Source organism: Roseateles hydrophilus, assembly GCF_026712245.1.
Taxonomy (GTDB): Bacteria; Pseudomonadota; Gammaproteobacteria; order Burkholderiales; family Burkholderiaceae_C; genus Pelomonas; species Pelomonas hydrophilus.
In genome coordinates this window covers 44,261-67,165 of the sequence record NZ_JAPPUY010000003.1, presented here as the reverse complement: position 1 = coordinate 67,165, position 22,905 = coordinate 44,261, and the positions used below count along the sequence as shown (strand labels likewise).

Sequence of the window (22,905 nt, the reverse complement as noted above, 5' to 3'; positions counted from 1 at the left end):
CCATCGACTGCTGTCAGCTCTGGCGCGGTTCGTCGACCAATCCGCAAGTACGCCAAATCCAATCGTCGGTCGAAACGTTGCACGTACCGATAGTGCCATGGCCACGGTGGCACAACTTGCGACCTCGGTGGGCGTGGCACCAAGTCGGCTTGCCAAGGCGTTGGACCAGATGGTTGAGGGTGCTGTCGCGATCAGGGTCACGTTAGGAGGACGGGTGCGCCGGGTGGTTGTCGGTGACCAATCGAGGGAGATTAAGGAGGCTTTGGCAAGCGTCTTGAGTCGCAAAGCCGCTGGTCGGCGCCTTGGCATATCCGCAAAGCGCGTGTCGGTGCTCGAGCGCGAAGGACTCCTTGCGCCGATGACCGAGGCGAGCTGCCAGCGGTTGCTTGCGGATATGCCTGATTCTCGGTTTGACCGCCCGCCAGATACGGCTGTCTTGTCCCAAGCCCTCAGCAGGCTGGTGCGGGTGGACCAGACGGCCGCGTTGATGCAGTCACTTCTTGTTGGGACGTTGCGGTGTTGGCGTGTGCCTGTAGCTGCTAGTGAAGTCATATCGCTCGCCTCTTGGTACGTGTGTCGAGACGAAGTCAAGGCTTGGACATGTGCCCTCAGCCAAGATGAGTTGAGCGTTCCGCAAGCCGCCAATGCCTTAGGCGTGAAGCAAGAAGTGGCGTATCACCTCATTCGTCGCGGCCTGCTTGCCTCGACGGTCCGTCAAGGTGCCGCTCGACGCGAGATGGCGGTGGCTCGTGTCGATCTGCAGAACTTCTCTCGTTGCGTATTTCAGCCCTCTTCATCAGGAAGTCCAGCGAGCCTGTCGTCGATGTTCGGCAACGCTGACAACTTGATCAGCGTGGTTGTCGTTTCGGCTTCATCGCCGCGCGCAGCGCGGCCCCTAGACAGTCGGATCTTCGGGTCCACCGGACTCCGATCCGCCAGCCAGAAGCGATTCGCTCAGCGTCCGCGCACCGCCCCACTTCGGCTTGGCAAGCATCGCGGACACCCAGGCTTCGGCCCGAAGCGTCACGGGAGTGAGTATCTGAGTCCGGCCGAGCAACTGCTGGGCAACAGCGTCGTCGTCGTAGAGGTACCCGCAGAGTTGAGCCAATGTCCACTGCGCCAGCCCTGCCTTCACGAGTTCCTGATGCAGTTTCGGGCGATGCAACGTCAACCACTCGTTCGCACCTGATTCCGGGAAGAACACCGGCGACGTGAACTCGGAGTCATGGAAGGCCAGTTCCGCATCGGTCCCAAGCCGATTGACCAGCGCTTCGAATGATCTTTGAAGTCGTTGTGCCTGTTTGTACTGAGCGGCTGCAACTGCGTCGCCACGCTTCTGGACTGAATGGAACCTGCAGACGAGAGCTGCGCTGGCCGCCGGTCTCCAGCAGTACTTGCAGAATTTCAACAGGTCAACCTCGCGACCGTTCACGATCACGCCTCGCGGCACTGGCCTGAGCCTGGCGTAGCCCACCATCCGAAGGAATGACGCCACCTCCACAGTTTCAGCCGGCCGCTTCTCGCGGGGAGGCCGCGTGGAGTGGTGATACAGCAAGTCCACGACCGCATAGGCCTGCACAAGCTCTTCAAGTCGATGCTTGTGCGCCGCGATAGCTAGCTCGTGCTGGATGAGCTCCACCTTGTCCCAGGTTGGCTGCCCTTGCAGGGTCAGCAGCCCGTGATGTTCGGGCGGAAGCATCAACGCGACGAAGTGGCGAATCAGCTCTGCAGCAGTCGCCGGGTTGATCGGCTTGTCTTCGACGTCAAGCGCGATCATCGTGAGCACCGCCACCATCGGACGGGAATAGACGCCCGGCGGCAAGTCTTCGAGGTACAGCGGCATCAAGTGTCCAAATTTGCCAGTAGTTTCCGCTGAATGGCCCCCATAGCATGGCGCCAGGCAGGTACATGCATGGACACGATGACGATCAGTGATGTCGCCAAGTTGCTTCACATCACAGAGGAAAGCGCACGCAACCGGATCTCCGCGGGGCAGGCGATGCCGCCTTCGTTCAGGGTTGGCCGGCGGCGGTTGTTCATGCGCGAACACGTCGAGCAGTGGCTCACAGCGCGAATCGGTCATCCAGGCGCACTTGCTGGTGTCGGCGCCGCTGGAGCGTCCAGTGGCATCCCGGCAGCCCCTCAGCTCGGCCCTGTCGCGTCCACCGCCGCCGATGGTGCTGCTCAGGGCGCCGAACACGGCGCCGTCCCCCTTCTTTCGGCAGCGTAGTCACCCAGTCCCGGGTATGACCCGGCCCTCAACCTTGATCAGGAGATCCCAGACCCAGCGATAACTCTCGCCCCAGAAATGCAAAAGCCCGGGGTGCAACCCGGGCTTGAGCAGTCGGCCGAAGCCAACCAGATGGCGATCTGTTGGTATGAGTATCGGTCGCGACATCAGTGGCGTCAAGCCACGCGGTGTGCTGGGGACGTTCACCCATCTGGCCTGCGCTCACAGGTCGCATTCAAAGTATCTATGCGACTCCCTATCCACATGCAGCGCGAGATTGTGCGCCTGCACTTCCATGACCCTTCCCGTTCCAGCCGCTCCATCGCCGCGGCGGTCAACTCCACCGGAACCACGGTCGGTGACCTACGTGCGCGGCTGGCCGCCTCAGGCTACACCGAGAGCGATCTGCGGGACCTCGACGACGACGCATGGGTGACCGCGCTCGGCACCCACGACCGTTCCATCGCTGTGCGCAAGCCGGCCCCGGATTGGCAGTGGGTCCACGAGGAGATGAAGCGTCCCTCCGCCACACTAGAAACGCTGTGGCGTGAGTGGCGAGAAACCTGCCCCGACGGCATCGGCTACACCCAGTTCAGTACGCTGTACAGGGAGTGGAAAAGGACGTTGAACGTCGTAATGCGCCAGACCCACGCGCCGGCGGACAAGCTGTTCGTGGACTTCGCTGGCCAGACCGTGGAGGTGCGTGATCCGGACGGTGGTCCATCACTGTTCGCCCAGGTGTTCGTCGCCGTCCTGGGCTACTCGAACCTGACCTACGTTGAGGCCGTCGCCAGCCAGACCACGCCCGACTGGATCCAGTGCCACATCAATTGCTTCGAGGCGATCGGTGGCGCGCCGCGCTGGGTCGTGTGCGACAACCTCAAGGCAGGTGTGGTGCGCCGGGAGCGCGACAAGATCGTGATCAACCCGGCCTATGCCGACGCGCTCCGGCACTTCCGCACCGCGGCGGCACCGGCGCGGCCGCGCCGCCCGCGCGACAAAGGCAAGGCGGAGGTCGGGGTCCAGATCGCCCAGCGCTGGATTCTGTTCAGGCTGCGCGACCGGGTCTTCTTCAGCCTGGCCGAACTCAATGCCGAGATCCGTCGCCTGTGCGAGGAGATGAACGGCCGTCCCTTTCGCAACCGCGCCGGCAACCGGCGCCAGCGCTTCGAGGATGGTGAGCGTGCCGCACTGATGGCGCTGCCCGCCACGCCCTACGAGGTCTGCGAATGGCGCTACGAGGTGAAGGTCGGCGCCGACTACCACGTTGAGCATCTCGGCTCCTACTACTCGGTGCCTTTTCAGCTGGCTCACCAGCGTGTCGACGTGCGGGCCACCCGAAGCCTGATCGAGCTGTTCACCCGCGGCCGTCGCGTCGCGGTTCATGCGCTCGCGGCGAGCACGGGGCAAACCATCACGTCCGATGAGCACCGGCCGATCTCGCATGTCCGCGTGCTGGAAGGCGAACCCAAGGCGCTGCTGGCCTGGGCCGAAACCGTTGGGGCCCAAACGCGCGAGATGATGCGATACCACCTGGAGCAGCGGTCCGACGAGTTCAATGGCCTGCGGACGGCACGCGCGCTGCGCGACCTGGCCCGCGCCTATGGGAACCAGCGCTTCGAGGAGGTCTGCGCCTACGCGTTGCGCCTGAACATCCGCACTCTGCGTGCCCTGAAGTCCATCTTCAGTGACTCCACCGACCGCCGCGCTGGCCAAGCCCCGCAGGACGGCACGAAATCCCGCCCGCCGCACGAGAACCTGCGCGGCGCTGAGTACTACGGGGGCTAAGCATGGGTGTCACGACGCAAAACACCGCGCAGATGCGCGCGCTCAAGCTGTCCTCAATGGCCAGGGCCTACGAGACGCAGCTCCAGCAGCCCAAGCTCCATGAGCTGGGTTTCGACGACAGGCTGGCGCTGCTGCTGGAGTCCGAGGAGTCTGACCGACGCAACCGCAAGCTCAGCAGGCTCATCCGACAGGCCAACCTTCGCGAAAGCGCGGCGCTGGAAGACCTCGACGACCGTGCTGGCCGCGGCCTGGACAAGTCGCAGGTGGCATCGCTTGCCACCTGCACCTGGATCACCAAGCACCAGGGCCTACTCATCGTCGGCCCGACCGGCGTTGGCAAGACCTGGATCGGATGCGCGATGGGCAACCAGGCCTGCAGGCAAGGCCTGACGGTGCAGTTCTACAGGCTCAGCGAGCTCTACGACCAGATCGCCGATGCCCAACACGACGGGACGCTGCCCAGGCTGAAACTGGCGCTCACGAAGCCGAACTTGCTGATCTTGGACGATTTCGGCATCGGCGATATGTCGACCACTGCTGCTCAGCTGCTGCTGGACGTCATCGACAGCCGCCAGCACCGCGGTTCGCTGTTGATCACGAGCCAGTACCCGGTTGACAAATGGCACGGGCTGTTCCCGGACCAGACCGTGGCCGACGCCACGCTGGACCGGTTCGTGCACACGTCTCATCGGCTGAACTTGAAGGGCGAGTCGATGCGCAAGCTGCGGGCGAAGCTGGATTCGGATACACCGTAGCGTTGATGCGGTTGGCCAATGCCCGGGCGGGCCCCGGACATTGGCGCCTCGCCGTTCGTCTCCCATATTGCCCGGCGTTGAACATGGCTGGCTACCGGATTTGCGCGCGTGGTTGCTCGGTCGATCAAGTTGCCGAACCTGTCGTTGTTCGTCAGTTCCTGCGGCGTGCAGCACCTGCAAGAACATCGTTTCAGCGCCAGAGAGCCCGCGACATCACGCCAGCCGGCGGTGGAATGACGCACTTCGGCATGTCCGCTACCATCCGCGCAAACACTCAATAAAAAACCTTCAGGGAGGAACATGAGTGCATTGCCGTCGAACCCGGGAGCTGGCGCTACCCGGGAACAAGTCGTTGCCATCTTGGAGTTGCTGGAGACTCGGATGCTGTGGTCGACCGCGAAGCCGATCATTTCGGCCACGGGCATCCACACCAGCCGCGGGTGGCGCGAGACTATCGCGCAGGCCCGTGGAGACTCCTACAGCGACGCCATCTGGGCAAGCGCGTACAAGTCCCTTTCCGTTGTCGCCAGGTGGCACACCTACGTCGGCAATAAGCATGTCAGCTTCTTCGATCTGCGCGAGCAAAACGAGGATGCCAAGGCCTTGGTGTTGGACTGGGCGCGCAATCGGGCGGTCGAAGATTTGAAAGGCGTCGTGCGACGGCGCCCGTTCAACATCCTGGAAGCGCCGACGCGCAAGGCAGACCTCGAGCCGTACAAGAACGCCGAACCCAAGCTGCTCGCCGCAGAATTTCAAGGCGGCAAGCTGTACCTTCAGTTCTTCAGTACGCGGGCCTACACGATGCGTGAGCCGCTCGATATCACGCGCATGAGTGCGGCGCAGGCCAGGCTCTTTGAAGAGTACGAAGAGGTCATCGGTGTACGGACCCGCCTCGTGCCGTGTTTCGACACGGTGGTCGTCGACACGGCGAACGACCTCGTCGAGCTGCGTGTCGATTTCCAGCCGGGCATGACCGAAGACAAGAACTCGCCCGCTTTTGTCCGGGTGATGAACGAGTTCAACCGCGCCACCACCAAGTTCATCGGTCAGGGCGCCGTCGGTGTTGGCCTCATGAATCTTCATCCGGCGATCAACCCGATGTACCAGGATGCCGCGTGCGGCCGAGTAACGGCGCTGGGCTTTGTGGCCACTAGCAAAGCGTCATCGTCGAACAATCACGGCCAGATCCACCGCACCAAGACGCAGGATTTCCGCAAAGACAGCTTCCATGTTGGCGGCAAGCAGCATGTCGACAAGGTGGACCCGTACACCATCGGCATCACCTGGCCGGCCAAGCCGTCAAAGGGTGACCTGTACCTCGAGCTGAAAGGCAGCGTGAGGGCGATCTATTCGGGCAAGCTACGCGCTGTCACCACTGCAGAATTCCTGGGCTGCCTTGACGGCGCAGACTACGACTTCATCGCCGACCAAGTCTTGCGTCGGCTGCCGCGAAGGAAAAAGTGAACGTGACCGGCATCATCCACGACGACTGGGCTTGCGAGCCCAGCGTCAGGGACGCGTGCCTGCATCTCTGGCAAGCCTTGTCGGAGAAGGAGTCCCACCTCGATCACTACACCTTTGACGATCTTCAGAAGTTTGCTGAAGTGGCAGACCACGCGGTGGTCGCCCAAGCGCTTCTGTACCTGTCGAATCCGAAGCTCCGGGTGCTCAGAACCTGCCTGATGTACGAGTTCAACGGCGGCTACTTTGAGCTGCCGGCAGAAGAGGTCGAGCACTACTCAAAGGGCGAAGGAGTGGTCCACCCTGAGTACGGCGAGCCCATCGACGAATCCGAAATCCTGGTCTGCTTCACGCCAGGTGCTGGTCTTCAGCAGAAGGCCGCCTCATGACCCAGATTTCTCTGAAGGATTTTGAGCGGTACTCGTCGAGGAAAGCCATCCAAGCCACGCTGCGTCGCGTCAAGATCAGCGAGGAAGGCTCCTACGAAGAGTTCGTGGAACAGCTATACGACGACATCGACCAGCTGATCTACCGAATGCAGGCTGGCCCTGAGGTCCGGCAAAGCGACAGCGAGGACCGCTTGAGTTCTGAAGTCCTTGGTGGGCTCAGCATCATGGGCTACGACGCCGTTGCGGACGGCAAGACGGGTGGACACGTCGACCTCTCCGTGAAGATGGGGCAGTTCTCATGGGTCGGCGAGGCCAAGAAGGATGGCAACTTCCATGAGGGCTTCCTTCAGCTCACCACGCGATACGTCCCCGCGTCGGGGAACTTCTCGCACAACCAGGGAGGCTTGATCTTCTACCTGATCGAGACGCCTGACGCGCGCGGCAAGCTCGACACATGGCGCGACAAGCTGGTTTCCCAAGGGCACGCCTGCGTGGACTGCACCCGCAATCGGTTGGCGTTCTACTCGGACCACAAGTACGCGAGCTCGGGGACGAATTTCAAAGTCCGAACCATGGGCGTGAGCCTGTACCACAAGCCGCAGGACAAATCAGCGCGGATCTCGGCGGCCAAGAAGGCCGGCAAGAAGGCCGCCGCAGGCGGCTAGTGATGGCGGTCTCTTGGACTATCAGGCCTGCCCTGGTCGGCGATGCCGCGCAGGTTGCGGCCCACGGTTGCTACCGCGTCGACGATGCTGATCGACGCCCTGCATATGCGGACTGGGTGTCGCCGCGCATTGCTTCGGGCCATTACATCGGGTGCTTCGCTGTGCAGGGCGAGGTGGTTGTCGGCGGCGCCGGTGCGGTGCTGCTGGACTGGGGGCCAACGCGCGCCAATCCAAGAGGACAGATGGCCCGCATCGTCAACGTGTTCACGGTGGAGGAATGGCGTCGACAGGGCGTTGCACGCGAACTGGTGGCTGCCGTTCTGCGCCAGTGCGAGGCTCTCGGTGTTCGCGAATTCAACCTCGGCGCGACGCGGGAGGGGCGCTCGCTGTACCGCTCACTCGGCTTCGAAGACTACCCCGCTGAGATGCGTCGCCGCTCAGCCAGCTAACCCCGAAAGGACAGGGGCGTGGTCGGCGCATCAGTGCCCCTAGCCCGCGGGCCCAAAGAGCGACAACGGCAGCGTGCCCTTGGCGATGATGAGGATGCCGTCGCCCGCGCCGTGCAGCAAGGCGAACACGGCGGTGACCGGCGCCCCCAGCACCGCGAGCAGCACCGCACCTAGCGGGTGCATCAACGCGGCCAGACGCGCTGAGTAGAGCGGGGGCAGCCGGCGCAGGAACCCCAACTCCAGCAAGCGCTCGGCGACCTGAGCTGGTCTCACCAAGGCATCGATAGCGACAACGATGCCCGGCGCCGCGCCGACGGCTGCCAGCAGACCGGGCAGGTGGGCTGTCATGGCGGTGCTGACGAACCTGGTCATGGCGAACACCCAGGCCAGCAGCACGGCAGTAGCCACAGACGGTTCCCTCTACTGCGGCGCTGCGGTGCTCGTCCGGCTGGCCTCTATTGGCTCCACAAGCTGCTTGGCCTGCGGCAGCTATGCATTGAGTGTCAGGCCCACGAGCACGTCCAGTCCGGCCCAGACCCAGCATGCGCCGCGCCAGCCCCACACATGGTCCAGGGCCGCCGAAAACGGCCAACCGACCGTTCTCGCGAAGCCAGCGATCAGCGTGATGCCGGTGATGGCGCCGCGCGTATCGCGGCCATACAGCCGAACGAGCGAGACGAAGTCGGCAGTGTCGGGCGCCCAAATTATGGCGCTTTCACATAATTTGACTTCCCTCTGATCCTGCGCGGCCGCGTAAGCACCCGCTGCAGGATGAGAAGCCCGCTTCACAGTGACAAGTACCAGCTGTTCCTTGAGGAGCTCAACACCCTCAGGGCGGATGCTGGGCTCAGTCAGGTGGAGCTGGCGGCGCGGATGCAGATCGGCCAAGACGTCGTCAGCCGCTGCGAGGCCGGGCGCCGACGCGTCGACGTGTTCGAGCTGGCGATATGGGCCCACGCCTGCGGCACCACGCTCGAGGCCTTCGTGAAGAAGCTCGACGAGCGCATTCAGCGCCACCAACTGCCAAGCCTGTTGTGACTGCGCGCTCGGCTTCTGATCCGGTAGCGCCTGCCCTATGTCAAGTCCTCGCGAGTCGGGGAACCGTTGCGAGGCCTGTTGCCGTCCCTTCTGGCTTTCGCCCTAGATAGCGGCAGAGGCTTGATGCCGCCCAACATCACGCCAGTGGCTTGCGCTGGCTCGGCCGCCGCTAGATCGCGGACCTGGTCCAGGGTCAAACCGGCTGAGCCCACTCGTGCAGCGTTTTCGGCAAGCTCGGCAGAGACAACGACATGCTTTCCGGGGGCAACTCGAACTCGTTTCATGGGTTCCTTTGCTCTGGCCGATGCACTGTTGTGCTTACTTGTCGTTCAGGCCAAGCAGAATTACCGGGTTTACGCTTGACCTGGCGGCCCGCCCCGGCCGTTTTGGCGCCTTGCCCGGTTTCGGGCGCAGTCGCAAGGCGTCGAGCCGACGCAACTCGGCGTCAAGTTCCTTCAGGAAGCGCAGGAAGCCGTAGTCCAACGCTTCCAGCCAGTCTCGCAGACCGATGATGTCCAGGCGCGTCTGGCCGCACTCGACGTAGCTAACTGCGCCCTGGCTGCGCCCCAGCAAGTGGGCAAGATCGGCCTGGCGCAAGCCGCGGGACTCCCGAAGCTTGCGGAGCTTGTCCAGAAATATCTCGTTGTGCCGGCTGTGAAGGGTTTTGGCCATGGATTTCTCTCAGCCTCCACCGTAGCCGAGCCGGCCCCGTATCAAAAATCTGGATATGGAAGCAGGGCACGAACAATTGCTAGCAGGTCAACAATCCCGCCGCGCAGCGCGTCGCTGCCCGCGGCAAGCGCCCAGTGTTCCTTTCGCTTCCCCAGTACGAGTTCCAGGTGCCACAGGGCCTCGGAGAACCAGGCAGCAAGCATTGGCGGGTGGTCGAGATACCACTGCATGCACCTTGGTTCCTGTTGACGGTCGAGCACCCTGATCCAGACGGCGATGGTTTTGGCATGAGCGACACCTTGTGCATCGCCTGGGAACTGGACTTGGCCGAAGCGCTCAAAGCAATCGAGGCCAAGCGCGTTCGCGGCCTCGTGGCCATGATGCCGGGCTGGGCGTCTCCAACCGGCCAATGGTCGTCAAGGCAGGTCACCGAGGTTTGGCTGGAGGCCGATGACAACGGCAAGTTTGTGACGCTGATGGACGACTCTGGCAAGGTCTTCGACGGCGCCATGCGCAGCGAGCCGTCAAAGAGTCGGGGGGCGTCGGAGTTGCTGCTGCGGTTGCCACCGTTCAAGTCCGGTCCCACACGCGCGCGGTCAGGGAACGCGGGTACCTCACGGCGTCGGGCCGCTTCAAAGGCATGAGGTCGCCCTACCTCGCTGCGAAGCAGACGAAGGAACTGCTGGCTCGCAGCTCACCGTGGTTGAAAGCGCGGTTGTCGGCGGCGGACATGCTCACCGTCGCGCAGGCTGCCAGCTGTGCGCAAACAGAGGTCGCGACGATGCGGCGCTGGGTTGCGGCCGGCCGTGCCATTGCCCTTAAGACGGGCCGACACGGCTGTCGGCTGCCCCGATGGCAGTTTGAACCGGCGATCTGGGATGCGATTCCTCATGTGGCCGCGGCGCTCGGCACGACCCAAGGTTGGTCGCTGCTGAACTTCCTCGAAGGCGCTTGCGGCGCATTGAGCGGGCGGACGCCTAGACAAGCTATCGAGCAGGGCGATCTGCACGCAGTTCTGCGAGCGGGCCTTGCCGAAAGCCATTGATACGACCCGAGAGGGCTTCAAAGTCGACGTCAACAGAAACATGCTGAAGCTCTGCGAACCGAGTCCCACTTGCAGACGGCGCCAGCGCCGACCGGAGCGACTATGAGGATCAAAGATGTCAAGCCACTGTCGTTCGTTGCTCAGCTGCGCTGCGACCGCTGCGGAACCGAGGCGCAGCACAACGACGGCGACGGCTTCAACAACTTCCTGCAGATCGAGTTCGACACCAGTTGGGGCTCAGAGCTCGGGGATGGGAATCATGTCGAACTGGACATCTGCCATGCGTGCCTGAAGCAGACCTTGGGGCCTTGGCTGCGCATCGCACCAGCCCCGTGGGCTCGGGCCGGCTACGTGGCGGGCTCGCCCGAATGAAGGCAGGAACAAATCCAATTCCGATGTTTCGTCCTGATCGGTGACTGAGCGGCCGATCCGCAGCGACTGCTGGTGCTCGCGGCCGGCGTGTGTAGGGCGGCAATGTGCCCAAAGCGGAAACTCGCCGAGCTTAGCAACAGGCTTAGAGCGGCCATACGTCAACCGGATCGGTGCGTAGCAGCCCAAAGGCCGAACCGGACGCAAACTACGTCGCTACAGTTAGTCCCATATTCTGCGCTGTTCTCTTGAACAGACGCCTCTGTGCTCGCTACCGGGCGCCCCCCGCGCCTAGATATATTCGCCCAATACGCTCATTCGAATTGACAGCTAGTATTGAGTATTCGCACTCATCCGCATCACCCATAGCCCCGAAAAATACAAGCAACTCCGCCCCCCGTTTTCGCAACACATACTTCCCCTCAGCGTCCTTTATTTGCACTGAACGAATAAGGTAGGCAAATGAACCGAGCGGTTTGGAATTCGTCAGCAACTCATACTGTTGCGCGGAAACTTCAGCCACGCGCCTAGAGCCCAGAATAGCAAGAGCGCGATTTCTATTCTGCCTTGGCAACTCCGAGAAATGCTCGAAGGTCGGCGCACTCCAAAATTTCTCGAAATCAGGGGGGGCGTCAGACGCCGCATTGCATCCGATTGCTGCAGCATGTGTTGAAAACAAAAGGAGTACGATCTGCAATCCGCTTACTTTCATTTTATACCCCCGCACCCACAGGCCGCACTGACAGCCGCCCTTCTGTCGTCATCGCTTACGGGCGTACCATATCCACCCATAATGCTTCGTTCCATTCCAGGAAATACTAGAGTCTTACGTCTGCCGCCGACTGTCCGTTGAAAGTAGGCGTCTTTCAAGCCCATCAAATGTCCGGCCTCGTGGGCCCAGACCCATGGGTCGACCCCAGTGAAGAATCGCCCCCCATTGCCGGCAGAATTGACCGCGGACGTGCCAGAACCGGCATACAGTTCAATCTGATTCTGCGGCCCTGACGTAACGGTGACTTGGAAATTTTTCGAAGACCACGCAGCTTCGATTGCAGCCTTAATCCTAGGGACCGCCGCAGTATCTCCGGTAAAGGTTATCGGAATTTCAACCTTCAGCACATCTCCGTCTTGTGTGCAAATAGCTGCCAATCCAAGCGGATCAATAAATTTCAGTGGGTTTGCCTCTCCATAAAGATAGGTGTTAAGACCGCCAGCAATCCCCATCGGGTCACTTTGTATATATCGGCCCAACTGCCCATCGTAATATCGGTTCCAATTGTACCAAAGGCCTGTTTCCAAATCGAGGTATTGGCCAGGGTAGCCCTGAAGCAGCCCACCAGGGCTGCCCTGTGCGACCCTGCGATCGAACACGGTGTTCGCGGCGCGCCAATTGACTTCTCCCGATGAGCGAGTCACGACCTCTGGCCGCCCAAGGTGGTCATTGTGGCTTAGGTAAAACTCGGTTGGGCTATCGCTGCTGGTGTTGCCAAACAATTGCCCGTCAATCCATGTGTAGTTGCTAGAAGCACTGCCGCCCGCCACCACGATCTCCGACAGCAGTTTGCCGCCAGGGCCATAGATAAAGCGGGTGTTTTGGGTGGGCGTGGCCTTCACGACGCGCTGGTTTAGTGCATTGCTGACGTAGAGATAGAGACTACCGTTGACAGTGGCGCTGCTCAAGCGGTTGAAAGCGTCATAGGCGTAGCTGCGGCCGCCGTCCCATCGGCTCTCCTGGACGACATTACCGACCGCGTCGTAGGTGAAGTTGCGCCACTGACTGCCGCTGACGGCAAGCAGGCGGTTGCTGCCACCTTGTAGCGTGTGGCTTAGATACCCGTCCATCGTTGTTTGCGAGGTCCGGTTGCCCACGGTATCCCACCCGAAACTTTGGTTGCCGAATACCCCGCTGCCGGCGCTTGCCACGCGGTCGTTGGCATCGAAGCCGTGGGTCGAGGTTTGTGTGCCATACAGCCAGTCAGTGATACGAGTGACGGCATCGGTGGTGCTGTAGTCGTAGCTCAGCCGGTGGACACCTGTAGTTTCGAGCTGACTGATGCGGCCATCGGTGTCGAGTGTGACCATGCGCGCCGCGCCGCTAGTGGGCAGGCGCCAGGCGTAGCGGCGGTCGGTGGCGGGTTGGTGGAGAAAGGAATCAGCTAGTGTGGTCCAACCGCCGCGGTGGTTGCCGGCGACGCTCACGAGACGGCCGTAAGCGTCGTAGCTATAGGACAGCGCAAAGCCGGTCGGGTAAGTCATGTTGCGCAGACGGCCGACGACGTCGTACCTCCAGCTGGTGCTGTAGCTCGTACCGGCGATGGTGTTGGTCTGCTGGGCGAGTTGGCCGTCAGCGTGGTAGGAATATGCGGTCGTGCCGGAAGCGTCGGCCATGCTGGTCAACCGGCCGATGCCTTGGGCGCCAGTGTCATAGCCAAAGCTTTCGGTCACGCCTGCGGAGGTGCGAGACAGCCGACGGCCCAACGCGTCCCACGCATATTGAATCACGTTGCCGTTGGCATTGCTTTCTGTGACCATCTGCCCGGATGCGTCATAGGCGTAGGTCGTCATGCCGGTGTCCGGACTATTTTGCGTGAGCCGGTCGCCGAAGGCGTTCGAGGTGTAGGTGGTCCTCAAGCCGCGCGGGTCTTCCACAAAGGCCAGGTTGCCGCGGGGGTCATACCCGAGCGTCGTCAGGCCGCCATCAGGCGCTCGATGCGTGCTCAGCCGACCTTGCGCGTCATAAGTGAATGTCGTGGTGCGGCCTTGGGCATCTTGCGCGGTCCGCAGGTTGCCATTGCCGTCGTAACTGTACGTTGCCAGTTGCCCGTTGTTGCCTGATCGCTTCCATGGGCGACCGAGACTGTCGAGTTGTAAGGTGCTCAAGAATTCGCCGCCCGCCACCGCTGCGGGGAGGCCGCTGCTCGCCACAGGGACGTGCCGATCAGAGCGCGTCCTAAACGTACGTGATGCGATGTCGTAGTCGGACTTGATCTCTGCGCCTGCAGCGTTGGCGGTTGCAATTACTCGGCCGGCACTATTGAACCTGTGGAGAGTGGTACGCCCATCAGGCAGCGCAACGTAGCTCACCTGTCCATCACCAGCATAGTCGTAGCTGGTCTGGCGGTCACCATCAGGCAACCGCTGAATGACGGTTTTGAGCAAACCGCGAGCATCATGAATCAAGTCCGTCGCAATGCCGTTCAAATCAATGGCGCGGCCCGGCAATCCTGCAGCAGTGTAGTTTTGCCAGTATTTTGACTGGCCCAACGCGTTTGCATGTTCGACGAGGTTGCCGGCGGTGTCATATCGCAGTACTTCTGATCCTGATACCCCCGAGCGAGTCACAGTAGAACTTGCCAGCACGCCATTGCCGTGAAATGTGTAACTGAAGTCCGCACGACGCGTTTCGCCGGTTGAGAGGTCGGTATCTATCAACGCGCTGAGTCGGCCGGCGCCCACTCCGCCACCAACAAACTGCCGATCCAATCTCCGATAAGCAACATTGTTGGCATCCTTTAGCAGTTCTGCGACAATATCGTCTCCAACCCATGAGTATTCCGTTGTCGACGCGGCAGAGGTGCCGGCAGCGACAGTTTTACTTAGCAAGCGCCCATCAGCTGCATGCATATAGTTGGTAGGAACATTATTCCAATCACGGGTCTGAAGCAAATATCCATTGCCATCGTAGATATAAGAGGAAGCAGAAGCTCCGCAACTCGAAGTCGCCGCGCGCGAAACACTTGTTAGCTTTGAAGAGCCCTGGATGATCGAAAAGTTGTAGACGGACGATTGACCATTTTGGTCAACAACGGTAGTCTGATTTGTTGCATAGGTTATATCTTCTCGTTTCTCACCGATCGCATCGCCGCTCATGCGCACTTTGCCATCCGCGTAGAAGGCATAGCTTGCACGGCGAACTCCATCAATGGAGTATCCAGTGATGTGATTGGGTTTGGACGAATCCTCATAGTGATATGAGTAAATGCCTAAACTTCCTGCAGGAGGCAGCACCCTGCTTAACCGGTGCTGAGCATCATGCTCATAAGTCCAGAATCTCCCGTCAGGAAGAGTAATGCGATTGATCCGACCCATGCCATCATACCCAATCGTCACGGTATGCCCGGCCGCATTTCTAACGACATTTCGCGTGGGATAAGTGTATTGAATCACCCCACTGCGATCGATAATCGAGAGCAAGCGCCCTGCTGTATCGTTTGAAAACCGATAAGTCACGCCATTCCGAACCAGCTTGACAGTACCCGAGGTGTGCTGAGTTTCCACGGTTATAGTTCCAGTGCCTTTGGAGCCGCGGATTTCATATACGCCGAGTTCTGGGTTTGTAAAAGGGCTCACCCGCTGGTACGTGTAACTTGTGCCATCGGCTTCGCGCAATTGGACGCTTGTCGGAACGCAAGGCTCTCCACCGCATAAGCTGTAAGATACTTTTACTGACGGCCCGAGTATTTCCAAATACCACTTCTTTGCCATGGGCGCATCACTGGCGTTACTTCTATAGGTTCTCGTAAGCTTGAAGCCGTTTAGGCCAGGAATCTCGAAGTCAGTATGCTGCAGTAATTTTTCGCCGGTTGCATAAATTACCGGCATTGCGCCGATCCCCTGGCAGTTTCTTTTCGTACTCTGATTTCCGGAGCCAGGATCCCCTGCGCCGTGGTGTAACGGAGCCGATGGCAGATCCCTCGTCAATACGCGAGTAGAAACTTGGGTGTAAGTTGCCCATTCAAACGGTGGCCGCGTTCGTTCACCATCAACCTCGACCCTCTCTAGTGCGGTCGCAGCCATAGCGCCGTAATGGTTCAACATGCAAAGAATGAAGATCCCAGCGCATGAATATCTCATAACAGCCCTAAAATCTAAAGTTTTTCCGTAGTTGCTGGAAAATGTACACGACTGCGGGAAGACTCGATGTTTGGGAATATTCACCCGATCAAAGTGGCTAAGTGTCAAGGCCCGCCTATTTTTGTACGGCGCGCTTGAACAAACGGGGCTTGGATACCCGCTAAGCCGGAAGGGCTTGCACTGGTGAGCAGTGATCGAGCGGCCGTTGCGGGATGTGGTGGTTGTAGTGGCGAGCGGCACCTGCCCCTCGCTGGGGACCAAGCGCGTGACGCCGCACGTGCTGCGGCAAACGACGGCCATGGACTTGCTTCAGGCCGGCGTCGAGCAGGCGCTGATTGCACTGTGGCTCGGGCACGAGTCGATCGAGACAACGCAGCAGTACCTGGATGCGAACCTCGCATTGAAGGAACAGGTGCTGGCGAGGACAACGCCGCCCGGCGCAAAGGCCGGTCGGTATCGACCGGTCGACAAATTGCTCGCGTTCCTAACAAGCCTGTGACCGAGCGCGGACTATGTGCCGTCGTCGACCGGCGCGATACGAGGGTGCCGTATTCCGGACAGGACATAGTTCCGCCTGTTGCCAGCTCGACGTAGGCGCCACTGTTTTGCGACCCACCTCCTTCAAGCGGGCAGCGATATTCGGACCGTGCAGCATTTGCTCGGCCACGCCGACGTTGCGACGACCATGATTTACACCCATGTGCTCAAAGTTGGCGGCGGTGCAGTGCGAAGTCCGCTGGACACACTGCCCGTCACCGGGGCGCTCTGAAGCGGACACTGGCGAGCTTCCGCTTCGGGCACATTGCTGACCCTCGGGCGCCGACTGCCGGCGACAGCACCCAGCCTTCTCCTGTCATCCGCCACGCGGAATGCCACACGCCGGGCGGTCATGGCCGGGACGCGTGTCTACCTTCGCTGACACCGCTGCCACCGGTCTCGGTTTTCGAGCTGCAACACGCATGCGCCCGGACCACCTTGCCGAACGCTTGTGAGCCGTGCTGAAAGCTTGCAACCTGTCAGTCGTGCTGAACGGCTTGCTGAACTCCAACTGATCAGCCTGTCCAGGGCCAAGCGAACTCGCTGTCCAAGACTGCCCGCTCTCTGCATCTCGTCGCTACTCGCCGCTCAGCAAGCTCGCACGAAGCGCTGGCGTCGGTTCCAGAGGCGTAGTCGATTGGGCCTTGGCGCGTGGATACCGCATCGTAAGCGGACCAACGATCGACGGCTGCCGGCAGTACTTTGTGGAATCGGCCGCCGACGGCAAGACCATTTCGTCAATGACACCAGGAGATCTCGATGGCTGAACACGTACAGGAAGCGAATCAAGGTGCAGTACTCGCCTTGACTGAGTTGGACGGTTTTGCCAGACGGCTCGCAGAGTGGAACAGGCTGAATCAGGATGCCAGGGCGTCCGCCGACGCCCGTTGCCCGAAGCACCCTTGTGGACTCCCTCCAGACTTGGCCACCCAGTGGCTCACGAGAGCGACTCTCCGTAGCGCCGAGCTGGTTCAGTCCATCCGATCCCTGGAACGGGAACTTGCCCGTCAACAGCGAAAACTGCTCGAAGCGCGCCAACTGGAGCGGCAGTGTGCGACGGCTGCGATCTCTGTGGTGATGCAGCGGCTTGGCATCACGTTACAAGACGTGGTCGGCGAGGAGATGATGGAAGTCGCCCACCCATCTGGGGAGCAAAGGAGGCCCACCGCTCGGCTACGTGTGCCCGTCATTGGCCCGCAGGGGCAAGTCTGGTTGGGCAATGGCCGGCGACCGAAGTGGATGAAGGAGTTCATTGCCACAGGCGGGCACGTCGACGATCTGCTGGCATCCCGAATCCTAGATTCGGCCGACTGAACAGACTTTCAAACCCTTTTTCCCTCGAGGTCGATATGCGCACCGAGGAACGACTGGTGCGGGTTGGTTCATCGTGGCTACCCGCTCGTTGCATGAAATTTGGATATCTCGGCCCGAACGGCGAGGTCTGGCGCGGTCGCAGCCGCCGTCCGACTTGGCTGAAGCAGGCTCTATTTCGGGGAGAGAAACTTGCCGACAACTGGAAGGCGAGGCTGAACCTGGGCTCGTCCTCGGAAAGCTTGGGCGATGACTCGCTGGGTCCGACCAAGTCACGTGAGCGCGAGGAAACTCTCGGGCCATAGCCCACTTGGTAGACCAGATCAGGAGTCCTCGCTCACTCTGGACGGCCTCGTTGGTCGGCTGGCGGCAGACCATCTCGGGCTCCTTGAAGGACCTCGTGGTCGTCGTGGGCACCGGAATGGTGGCTGGAGGATGATGCAGGAAGTACCTGCTACCACCGAGGCCGAGCGGTGACGCTCAAGCCGTTCCGGTGGCAAGTCGTGCCGCGAACTTGCCGGAACCGCTCAGCGGAATGATCAGGCGCTGAGTAGCCCGCGTTGCAGCGACATAGAAGAGGCGTGCCTCCTCGGCCTCGTCGTGCCCCTCCTCGGGCATGTGGCCGGCACCGGAAACCGCGACTATCGGAAACTCCAGCCCTTTACTCACGTGCATGGTCAGGATCTTGATCGTGTCGGCCAGCGGATTGAAGGTGCCCGATCCTTTGCGCACCTCGTGTGGTAGCTGGCGGTAACGGAGAACGGCGGCGCAGCGCTCCATCTCGGCGTAATGCCTACAGATGATGGCCATGTCTCCCCAGGCGTAGCCCTCCTGATGCGCGGCGCTGAGAAGTTCAGCGATCTTGACGGCCTCGTCGCGAAGACTGGGCAGGCGGATGATCACTGGCTCATAACCGTCACGTCCACAGCTCACAGGCTGTACCAGCGGTACGCTGTCCTCAGCGCTGTCCTCAGCGCTGTCCTCGGACCGGAGCAGGTCGGCCGCCACCATGCTGGCGGTCTGCAGGATTTGTCGTGTGTTGCGGTAGTTGATCTTGAGGATCGTCGTGCGCCCCTGCGCCTGGATGCCGAGGCTCTTGAAGCTGAACTGCTGAGCACGGCGTCGCTGGTAGATGCTTTGCGCGTCGTCGTAGAGCAGCAGAAGGCTGTTGGTGGCCGGATCAACCATCTGGGCGGCCAGCTTGAGCCAAGCGGCCTCGAAGTCATGGCCCTCATCTATCAGCACGGCTTGGTACTGCCCGGACGGGATCTGGCCTCGATCCACGCCGCGGATAACGCCGGCGACCATTTGGTCGAACATGTCCGGCCCTTGGGGTGGTAGTGCCTGCCCGAACGCCACGAGCTGTTGCCGGCACCATTTGTGAAAGTTCCTGACATGGACCTTGGCGGCTAGGCCTTTGGCGGTCATCACGGCTTCCAGCTTCACCGCCAGCGGCTGGTTGTAGCAGAGCACCAGAATGGGTTTGCTGCCGGAGGCTGCCTTGGCGAGGTACTCCGCCCTATAGCTCAGGATCATGGTCTTGCCGGAGCCGGCCACGCCATGGATGACGCGGTGGCCTTCACCTAGGCTCCGCGCGAGCTGCTCCTGCTGAAGGTCCATCACCCGCATGATGTCAGGCAGGACCTCGTTGGCTTCCTCGTCGACGGAGAAGAGGCCGATCTGGGTGTTGACCCGTACTTCGGGGAAGAGGATCCAACGCACCCGGTCGATTTGCGGAAGCGAGAGAACGCCGCGCATGAGCGTCGGGAACATCGCCCACAGTCGGCTTTGAAAGTCCTCCGCCTCCACGGTGGCGGTCATCTCGTCGCTGCAAATGACGCGATGGGGCTCAATGGCGAAGTGCAACTCAGCGGCTTCGAACTGCCTGCGGGTGATGTGCGTCAAGACGACACCGTAGCTCCAGGGAAACGCAACCTTGCCGTCGGCATTTGTCAGTCGTTGGTCCTTGGCGAGCGCATCGACGACCTGATGAGCGTAGTGCCGAGCCTGCTCGATAGGATTTGGGACGGTCTTTGGAGCCCCATGAGCCAGGATCTCCCAGGTCTGCTTGTTGGCAGACTGGATTGTTTCCAGGCGCCAGTCCTTGACCTCCAGGATGAGCAGACCGCGGCGAGGGTGGAGAACAACAAAGTCAGGGTGGGCGTGCTTCGGGCCGACCGGCACGTCGTACCAAACCAGATAGTCGTCATCGAGCTTTTGCTCCAGACGCTCTGAGGTTCTGCGTTCCCCCTGTGTCATGCGTGAGACGCAGGTGCTCAGCGCTGGGATGACAGTCGCCATTTTTTGTTGTTGGGTCCCTGATTCAGGGCCATATCCTGCCTCAGCGTTTGGGTGCTGTCACGAAGTGACAGGGCACTAGTCTGAGCATCAGTGCATAAGACGCGAGCCAGAATAGGCATTTCAGCCTTCTTGTGTGGGAGTTTGTCCCGGCGTGCCGACGGGGGCTCGCAGGAGATCGGAAGCTTCCTGGGCGACTTTCACAACAACAACAAAGACCCGTACGTCAGCACTTGCGGCTTCACCAAGGATGCCCGTTACGAGGCTGAGCGGGAATGCATCCCGGTCGCGCTGAAAGCCCTGGATGAGCTCGTCCGCTTGCTGTTGGAGAACTTCGCGAGGATGCGTTGCATACCTCCCGAGACAGCGCCGCCACGTACGCCTCTGCGATCTGCCCCTAGGTCTACTTTCTGGTGGGGGTTACCGGGCGCTGCACTCCCTTCCCCAGATCCGCTGCGCGAGATCTGGGCGGTCGATGAACGGGTTCCTGTTGCCCTGACGCCGCACAACGGTGGCGTGGCGATCACGCTCTTGCTGGGTAACTGGAAAGGTTTGGTTCCAGCGCAGCAGAACGCAGAGGTTGCCCAAGTTGGGCTCTCCGTCACGCGTGACGCGCGAAACAAGTTCCAGGTTGGGGGTCTTGTCACCCGCCGGGTCCCCCTCGTAGCGCACGGCGACGTACATCAGCATGCGTGCGACCTGACCCTTTGCCGCGTCGCCCGGCTCCCAAGTCGCTGATGCGCCTTTGCCTCTACGCGAGCCACACTCAGGGTGAAGTTGCCCGCCAGCATCGACGTCCAGGTTGCCACGGAGGGAGTTGCACCTGGCGAGCTCAGCAGCGATGTGATGGGCATCTGTGTGAGCCCACTGTTCGCGCCGGGGGAAAACCTTGGACTTGGGCCAGACGTGCTCTCGATTCCACGTCATGCTGCAGCCGCTGGGGGTCTTGCCCTCCGTGCACTGCGCAGGGATTGCGGCGCGGCTGTAGATGCCGACAACATAGTCAGGCCGGGACGGATGGCGGTCAGCTTCTTTGAGCACATCCCAAAGATCTCGGTAGCTCAGCGGTCGGTGGCCGCGCGCGGCGATGGCTGACACAGCTCGCTTGAGGTCTGCGCCCTCCAGCCGGTTGAGCGCGGCATAGGGGTCAGCATTCGCCTTGGCGATCGAGACGGCGACAACTGCGAGACAAGCTAGGGTGCGGTGGAACATCGGTCCGGGTGAACAGGAGGAACTGCAGGAGAGACTTCTTGGCAAAGCAGGATGCGCCGCGCATCGTCAGTGCGCAGAGGTGGTCGAGCCATCGCCGGAGCGTGGCGTCCATCGCTCGACTCCCCGCTGCAACGCAGTGATCTCGACGGCCTCTCGCAGCCGTGCGAACAGTTCGTCGGCGAGCTTGCCCCAACTGGCGTGCTGTGTGCCGAGCAGATGCAGTGCCTGATTGCTGAAGGCATCAGGCATGGCCTCGTGCAACAAGCCCCAGCTCTCCAGAATCGCCCCACGGCGTTCAAGTAGCAACGCACTGGCGGGAAGTTTGTCGGACTTGTGGTTGTTGACGGCGCTGTGGGCGGGCACCAAGTTCCAGAGATCGTTGTTGCCCCAAAGCGAGAACGGGATCACATGGTCGACAGCCAGAGTGCGCTGGGTCAGCGATCGACCGGACCAGGCGCAGCTTCCGACGCCGGATGCAAGGTAAACCGACCTGGCTTGTGCAGTCGCGCGATCTGGTTCCGGGCCGGCCAGTAGCAAGGGCAAGATGTCGCCGGAGCGCAAACCCTGGCGGAAGGAAAAACGCTCGGTCAGTGCGGCCCATCGGACGATCACGGCATCGATGATCCAGTGTCCCAACAGACACAACTCACGCCACAGCCCATCCGATAGCAGAACGCTCCTCGACGACGCGTCGTACTCGAAGACTCGCCCAGTTTCGAGCGCACCGCCCGAATACGTCACGGGGCCTGAGCGGATGGCGTGAGCGATGGCCCGCAGCGCCTCGCGCTCCGCCGTGGCTGTTTCCGCAGGAAGTCGGCCCGATGTGGAGGCCAGGTGCCAAGCAGTCAGTCCGCCGTGGGCTCCTAGGCTCGAAAACCGCTGAATCAGGTTCTGGAGCGCCGCACGAAAAGCCATCGGCTGCTGGCGATTCCCTGCGCCTTCAGCTTGAGTCTGTGGAACGAAGATGGGGCTTGCCACGATGGGCCAGTAGTACACCAGCCATCGCCGTGCAAGGCGATCGAGGGGGATGGCGACCCGCCCCCCATGGAGCCACCGTGCTGCTCTTGGCTCCTGTGTAGCAATCTCGGCTAGGGCACGGAACAGGGCGAGCTTGTAGGTGGCAACTTTGCGATCGCGGTTGAGGATGCCCTCGATCTGGTCCACAGCTCTCAGCTGGCCAGTTGTGCGCAGCTCCAGCAACAGCGTGACCCATGTGGTGCCGACGCGCTGGAGGGCATCATGCGTGTCCCAGCGCCCAATCTGCTGGAATCCAAGGCGTTCGAAGAGCAGGAGCAACTCTTCCGGCGCGTACGGCTCAAACAGCCGACCGTTTGCATCTCGGTTGTTCTGCTGGATATCCGTGCGGCCCGTCGGAACGGAGAGCAGCAGGCGGCCGTGGGGTTTGAGCAAGCTGCGCAGTCCCATGGCAGCATCGAACAGTTCGGCCTGCGGCACATGCATGAAGACGGCACAGCAGACGATGCCGTCGAACCCACCTGCGAAGGGTGTGCTGAGCGCTGGCAACGCGCCATCGGCAAGGCGTCCCTCGAGGGCCGGATGCGCCGCTAGGGCAGCAGCGCGCAAGCCCGCACAAGGCTCTACCCCGTAGGCGTCGTAGCCTGCATCCAAGAGTGCAGCAAGGTCCCTGCCTGAGCCTGCGCCGACATCCAAAACTCGGCTGTTCGCGGCAAATGCGAGAGGGAAGTACCGCTGGATTGGGCTGGAAACTGACTCATACGACGCCGCGAGCTCGGCGGCGTTCTTGTCGTAGAACTCAGCGGTTTGGATGTCCACGCCACATTGTCAGCTACCTCCGTGACGAGGCTGCGCAG

21 protein-coding genes and 2 pseudogenes are annotated in these 22,905 nt (G+C 61.3%); 15 read left to right on the top strand and 8 right to left on the bottom strand.

The features are described from left to right. Positions 1–895 precede the first annotated feature (895 nt). Positions 896–1,843, bottom strand: a complete 948-nt coding sequence (locus tag NYO99_RS12005; protein ID WP_268167442.1) for a hypothetical protein — start codon at positions 1,841–1,843, stop codon at positions 896–898. 69 nt (positions 1,844–1,912) lie between these two features. On the opposite strand from NYO99_RS12005, the gene NYO99_RS12000 reads away from it, so the two are divergent. From NYO99_RS12000 to NYO99_RS11970, 7 genes are all read left to right on the top strand, one after another. Then, complete coding sequence (locus tag NYO99_RS12000) at positions 1,913–2,230, top strand: helix-turn-helix domain-containing protein (protein ID WP_268167441.1); 318 nt, start codon at positions 1,913–1,915, stop codon at positions 2,228–2,230. Positions 2,231–2,494: 264 nt separating this feature from the next. Then, a complete protein-coding gene (gene istA, locus NYO99_RS11995) occupies positions 2,495–4,018 on the top strand; it encodes an IS21 family transposase (protein ID WP_268167440.1) in 1,524 nt (507 codons plus the stop codon). Between the two features lie 2 nt (positions 4,019–4,020). Further along, on the top strand, positions 4,021–4,773 hold the full coding sequence (gene istB / locus NYO99_RS11990; RefSeq protein ID WP_268167439.1) for an IS21-like element helper ATPase IstB: 753 nt from the start codon (positions 4,021–4,023) through the stop codon (positions 4,771–4,773). Positions 4,774–5,154: 381 nt separating this feature from the next. After that, a complete protein-coding gene (locus NYO99_RS11985; RefSeq protein WP_268167438.1) occupies positions 5,155–6,237 on the top strand; it encodes a hypothetical protein in 1,083 nt (360 codons plus the stop codon). 2 nt (positions 6,238–6,239) lie between these two features. Further along, positions 6,240–6,623: a hypothetical protein gene (locus NYO99_RS11980; RefSeq protein ID WP_268167437.1), complete on the top strand. Its 384-nt coding sequence runs from the start codon at positions 6,240–6,242 to the stop codon at positions 6,621–6,623. Further along, positions 6,620–7,288: a hypothetical protein gene (locus tag NYO99_RS11975; RefSeq protein ID WP_268167436.1), complete on the top strand. Its 669-nt coding sequence runs from the start codon at positions 6,620–6,622 to the stop codon at positions 7,286–7,288. The genes NYO99_RS11980 and NYO99_RS11975 overlap by 4 nt, the downstream gene beginning before the upstream one ends. Positions 7,289–7,290: 2 nt before the next feature. After that, the gene (locus NYO99_RS11970) at positions 7,291–7,737 is read left to right on the top strand and encodes a GNAT family N-acetyltransferase (RefSeq protein ID WP_268167435.1); all 447 of its coding nucleotides are present in this window, start codon (positions 7,291–7,293) and stop codon (positions 7,735–7,737) included. Between the two features lie 42 nt (positions 7,738–7,779). Here NYO99_RS11970 and NYO99_RS21390 read toward each other — a convergent pair. Next, positions 7,780–8,424, bottom strand: a pseudogene (locus tag NYO99_RS21390) (MFS transporter); the annotation flags it as partial. Between the two features lie 84 nt (positions 8,425–8,508). Here NYO99_RS21390 and NYO99_RS21385 point away from each other — a divergent pair. After that, complete coding sequence (locus tag NYO99_RS21385) at positions 8,509–8,775, top strand: helix-turn-helix domain-containing protein (protein WP_422395497.1); 267 nt, start codon at positions 8,509–8,511, stop codon at positions 8,773–8,775. Between the two features lie 318 nt (positions 8,776–9,093). On the opposite strand, the gene NYO99_RS11955 is transcribed toward NYO99_RS21385, so the two are convergent. After that, entirely contained in the window at positions 9,094–9,447 is a 354-nt protein-coding gene (locus NYO99_RS11955; RefSeq protein ID WP_268167432.1) for a helix-turn-helix domain-containing protein, read from the bottom strand. A gap of 41 nt (positions 9,448–9,488) precedes the next feature. After that, positions 9,489–9,677: a hypothetical protein gene (locus tag NYO99_RS11950; RefSeq protein ID WP_268167431.1), complete on the bottom strand. Its 189-nt coding sequence runs from the start codon at positions 9,675–9,677 to the stop codon at positions 9,489–9,491. A 15-nt stretch (positions 9,678–9,692) separates the two neighbouring features. On the opposite strand from NYO99_RS11950, the gene NYO99_RS11945 reads away from it, so the two are divergent. The 3 genes from NYO99_RS11945 to NYO99_RS11935 all read left to right on the top strand — a co-directional run bounded on the left by NYO99_RS11945 (position 9,693) and on the right by NYO99_RS11935 (position 10,864). Then, positions 9,693–10,091, top strand: a complete 399-nt coding sequence (locus NYO99_RS11945; RefSeq protein ID WP_268167430.1) for a hypothetical protein — start codon at positions 9,693–9,695, stop codon at positions 10,089–10,091. Continuing rightward, on the top strand, positions 10,088–10,492 hold the full coding sequence (locus NYO99_RS11940) for a hypothetical protein (RefSeq protein ID WP_268167429.1): 405 nt from the start codon (positions 10,088–10,090) through the stop codon (positions 10,490–10,492). The genes NYO99_RS11945 and NYO99_RS11940 overlap by 4 nt, the downstream gene beginning before the upstream one ends. Before the next feature lie 102 nt (positions 10,493–10,594). Next, complete coding sequence (locus NYO99_RS11935) at positions 10,595–10,864, top strand: hypothetical protein (RefSeq protein ID WP_268167428.1); 270 nt, start codon at positions 10,595–10,597, stop codon at positions 10,862–10,864. Positions 10,865–11,569: 705 nt separating this feature from the next. Here NYO99_RS11935 and NYO99_RS11930 read toward each other — a convergent pair. Continuing rightward, positions 11,570–15,463, bottom strand: coding sequence for an RHS repeat-associated core domain-containing protein (locus NYO99_RS11930; protein ID WP_268167427.1), 3,894 nt, complete (start codon positions 15,461–15,463; stop codon positions 11,570–11,572). 442 nt (positions 15,464–15,905) lie between these two features. Here NYO99_RS11930 and NYO99_RS11925 point away from each other — a divergent pair, with 442 nt between their 5' ends. The 4 genes and pseudogenes from NYO99_RS11925 (at position 15,906) to NYO99_RS21380 (ending at position 17,868) form a co-directional block, all read left to right on the top strand. Further along, positions 15,906–16,214 (top strand): tyrosine-type recombinase/integrase, encoded by a 309-nt coding sequence (locus NYO99_RS11925; RefSeq protein WP_268167426.1) that lies wholly within the window; start codon positions 15,906–15,908, stop codon positions 16,212–16,214. Positions 16,215–16,310: 96 nt separating this feature from the next. After that, positions 16,311–16,484 (top strand): annotated as a pseudogene (locus NYO99_RS11920) (tyrosine-type recombinase/integrase); the annotation flags it as partial. A gap of 527 nt (positions 16,485–17,011) precedes the next feature. Further along, positions 17,012–17,566, top strand: coding sequence for an H-NS histone family protein (locus tag NYO99_RS11915; RefSeq protein WP_268167425.1), 555 nt, complete (start codon positions 17,012–17,014; stop codon positions 17,564–17,566). 35 nt (positions 17,567–17,601) lie between these two features. Further along, positions 17,602–17,868 (top strand): H-NS family nucleoid-associated regulatory protein, encoded by a 267-nt coding sequence (locus tag NYO99_RS21380; protein ID WP_422395496.1) that lies wholly within the window; start codon positions 17,602–17,604, stop codon positions 17,866–17,868. A gap of 175 nt (positions 17,869–18,043) precedes the next feature. On the opposite strand, the gene NYO99_RS11910 is transcribed toward NYO99_RS21380, so the two are convergent. The 3 genes from NYO99_RS11910 to NYO99_RS11900 form a co-directional block, all read right to left on the bottom strand. Further along, positions 18,044–19,864: a DEAD/DEAH box helicase gene (locus tag NYO99_RS11910; protein ID WP_268167424.1), complete on the bottom strand. Its 1,821-nt coding sequence runs from the start codon at positions 19,862–19,864 to the stop codon at positions 18,044–18,046. A gap of 417 nt (positions 19,865–20,281) precedes the next feature. Beyond that, complete coding sequence (locus NYO99_RS11905; protein WP_268167423.1) at positions 20,282–21,073, bottom strand: endonuclease; 792 nt, start codon at positions 21,071–21,073, stop codon at positions 20,282–20,284. Between the two features lie 66 nt (positions 21,074–21,139). Then, positions 21,140–22,867, bottom strand: coding sequence for a methyltransferase domain-containing protein (locus tag NYO99_RS11900; protein ID WP_268167422.1), 1,728 nt, complete (start codon positions 22,865–22,867; stop codon positions 21,140–21,142). Positions 22,868–22,905 lie beyond the last annotated feature (38 nt).

Bases quoted from the DNA above. Each gene is read 5' to 3' on its own strand.
- NYO99_RS12005 (WP_268167442.1), bottom strand. From the start codon at position 1,843: ATGCCGCTGTACCTCGAAGACTTGCCGCCGGGCGTCTATTCCCGTCCG.
- NYO99_RS12000 (WP_268167441.1), top strand. From the start codon at position 1,913: ATGGACACGATGACGATCAGTGATGTCGCCAAGTTGCTTCACATCACA.
- istA (WP_268167440.1), top strand. From the start codon at position 2,495: ATGCAGCGCGAGATTGTGCGCCTGCACTTCCATGACCCTTCCCGTTCC.
- istB (WP_268167439.1), top strand. From the start codon at position 4,021: ATGGGTGTCACGACGCAAAACACCGCGCAGATGCGCGCGCTCAAGCTG.
- NYO99_RS11985 (WP_268167438.1), top strand. From the start codon at position 5,155: ATGCTGTGGTCGACCGCGAAGCCGATCATTTCGGCCACGGGCATCCAC.
- NYO99_RS11975 (WP_268167436.1), top strand. From the start codon at position 6,620: ATGACCCAGATTTCTCTGAAGGATTTTGAGCGGTACTCGTCGAGGAAA.
- NYO99_RS11970 (WP_268167435.1), top strand. From the start codon at position 7,291: ATGGCGGTCTCTTGGACTATCAGGCCTGCCCTGGTCGGCGATGCCGCG.
- NYO99_RS21385 (WP_422395497.1), top strand. From the start codon at position 8,509: ATGAGAAGCCCGCTTCACAGTGACAAGTACCAGCTGTTCCTTGAGGAG.
- NYO99_RS11955 (WP_268167432.1), bottom strand. From the start codon at position 9,447: ATGGCCAAAACCCTTCACAGCCGGCACAACGAGATATTTCTGGACAAG.
- NYO99_RS11950 (WP_268167431.1), bottom strand. From the start codon at position 9,677: ATGCAGTGGTATCTCGACCACCCGCCAATGCTTGCTGCCTGGTTCTCC.
- NYO99_RS11940 (WP_268167429.1), top strand. From the start codon at position 10,088: ATGAGGTCGCCCTACCTCGCTGCGAAGCAGACGAAGGAACTGCTGGCT.
- NYO99_RS11935 (WP_268167428.1), top strand. From the start codon at position 10,595: ATGAGGATCAAAGATGTCAAGCCACTGTCGTTCGTTGCTCAGCTGCGC.
- NYO99_RS11930 (WP_268167427.1), bottom strand. From the start codon at position 15,463: ATGCCGGTAATTTATGCAACCGGCGAAAAATTACTGCAGCATACTGAC.
- NYO99_RS11915 (WP_268167425.1), top strand. From the start codon at position 17,012: ATGGCTGAACACGTACAGGAAGCGAATCAAGGTGCAGTACTCGCCTTG.
- NYO99_RS21380 (WP_422395496.1), top strand. From the start codon at position 17,602: ATGCGCACCGAGGAACGACTGGTGCGGGTTGGTTCATCGTGGCTACCC.
- NYO99_RS11910 (WP_268167424.1), bottom strand. From the start codon at position 19,864: ATGGCGACTGTCATCCCAGCGCTGAGCACCTGCGTCTCACGCATGACA.
- NYO99_RS11905 (WP_268167423.1), bottom strand. From the start codon at position 21,073: ATGTTCCACCGCACCCTAGCTTGTCTCGCAGTTGTCGCCGTCTCGATC.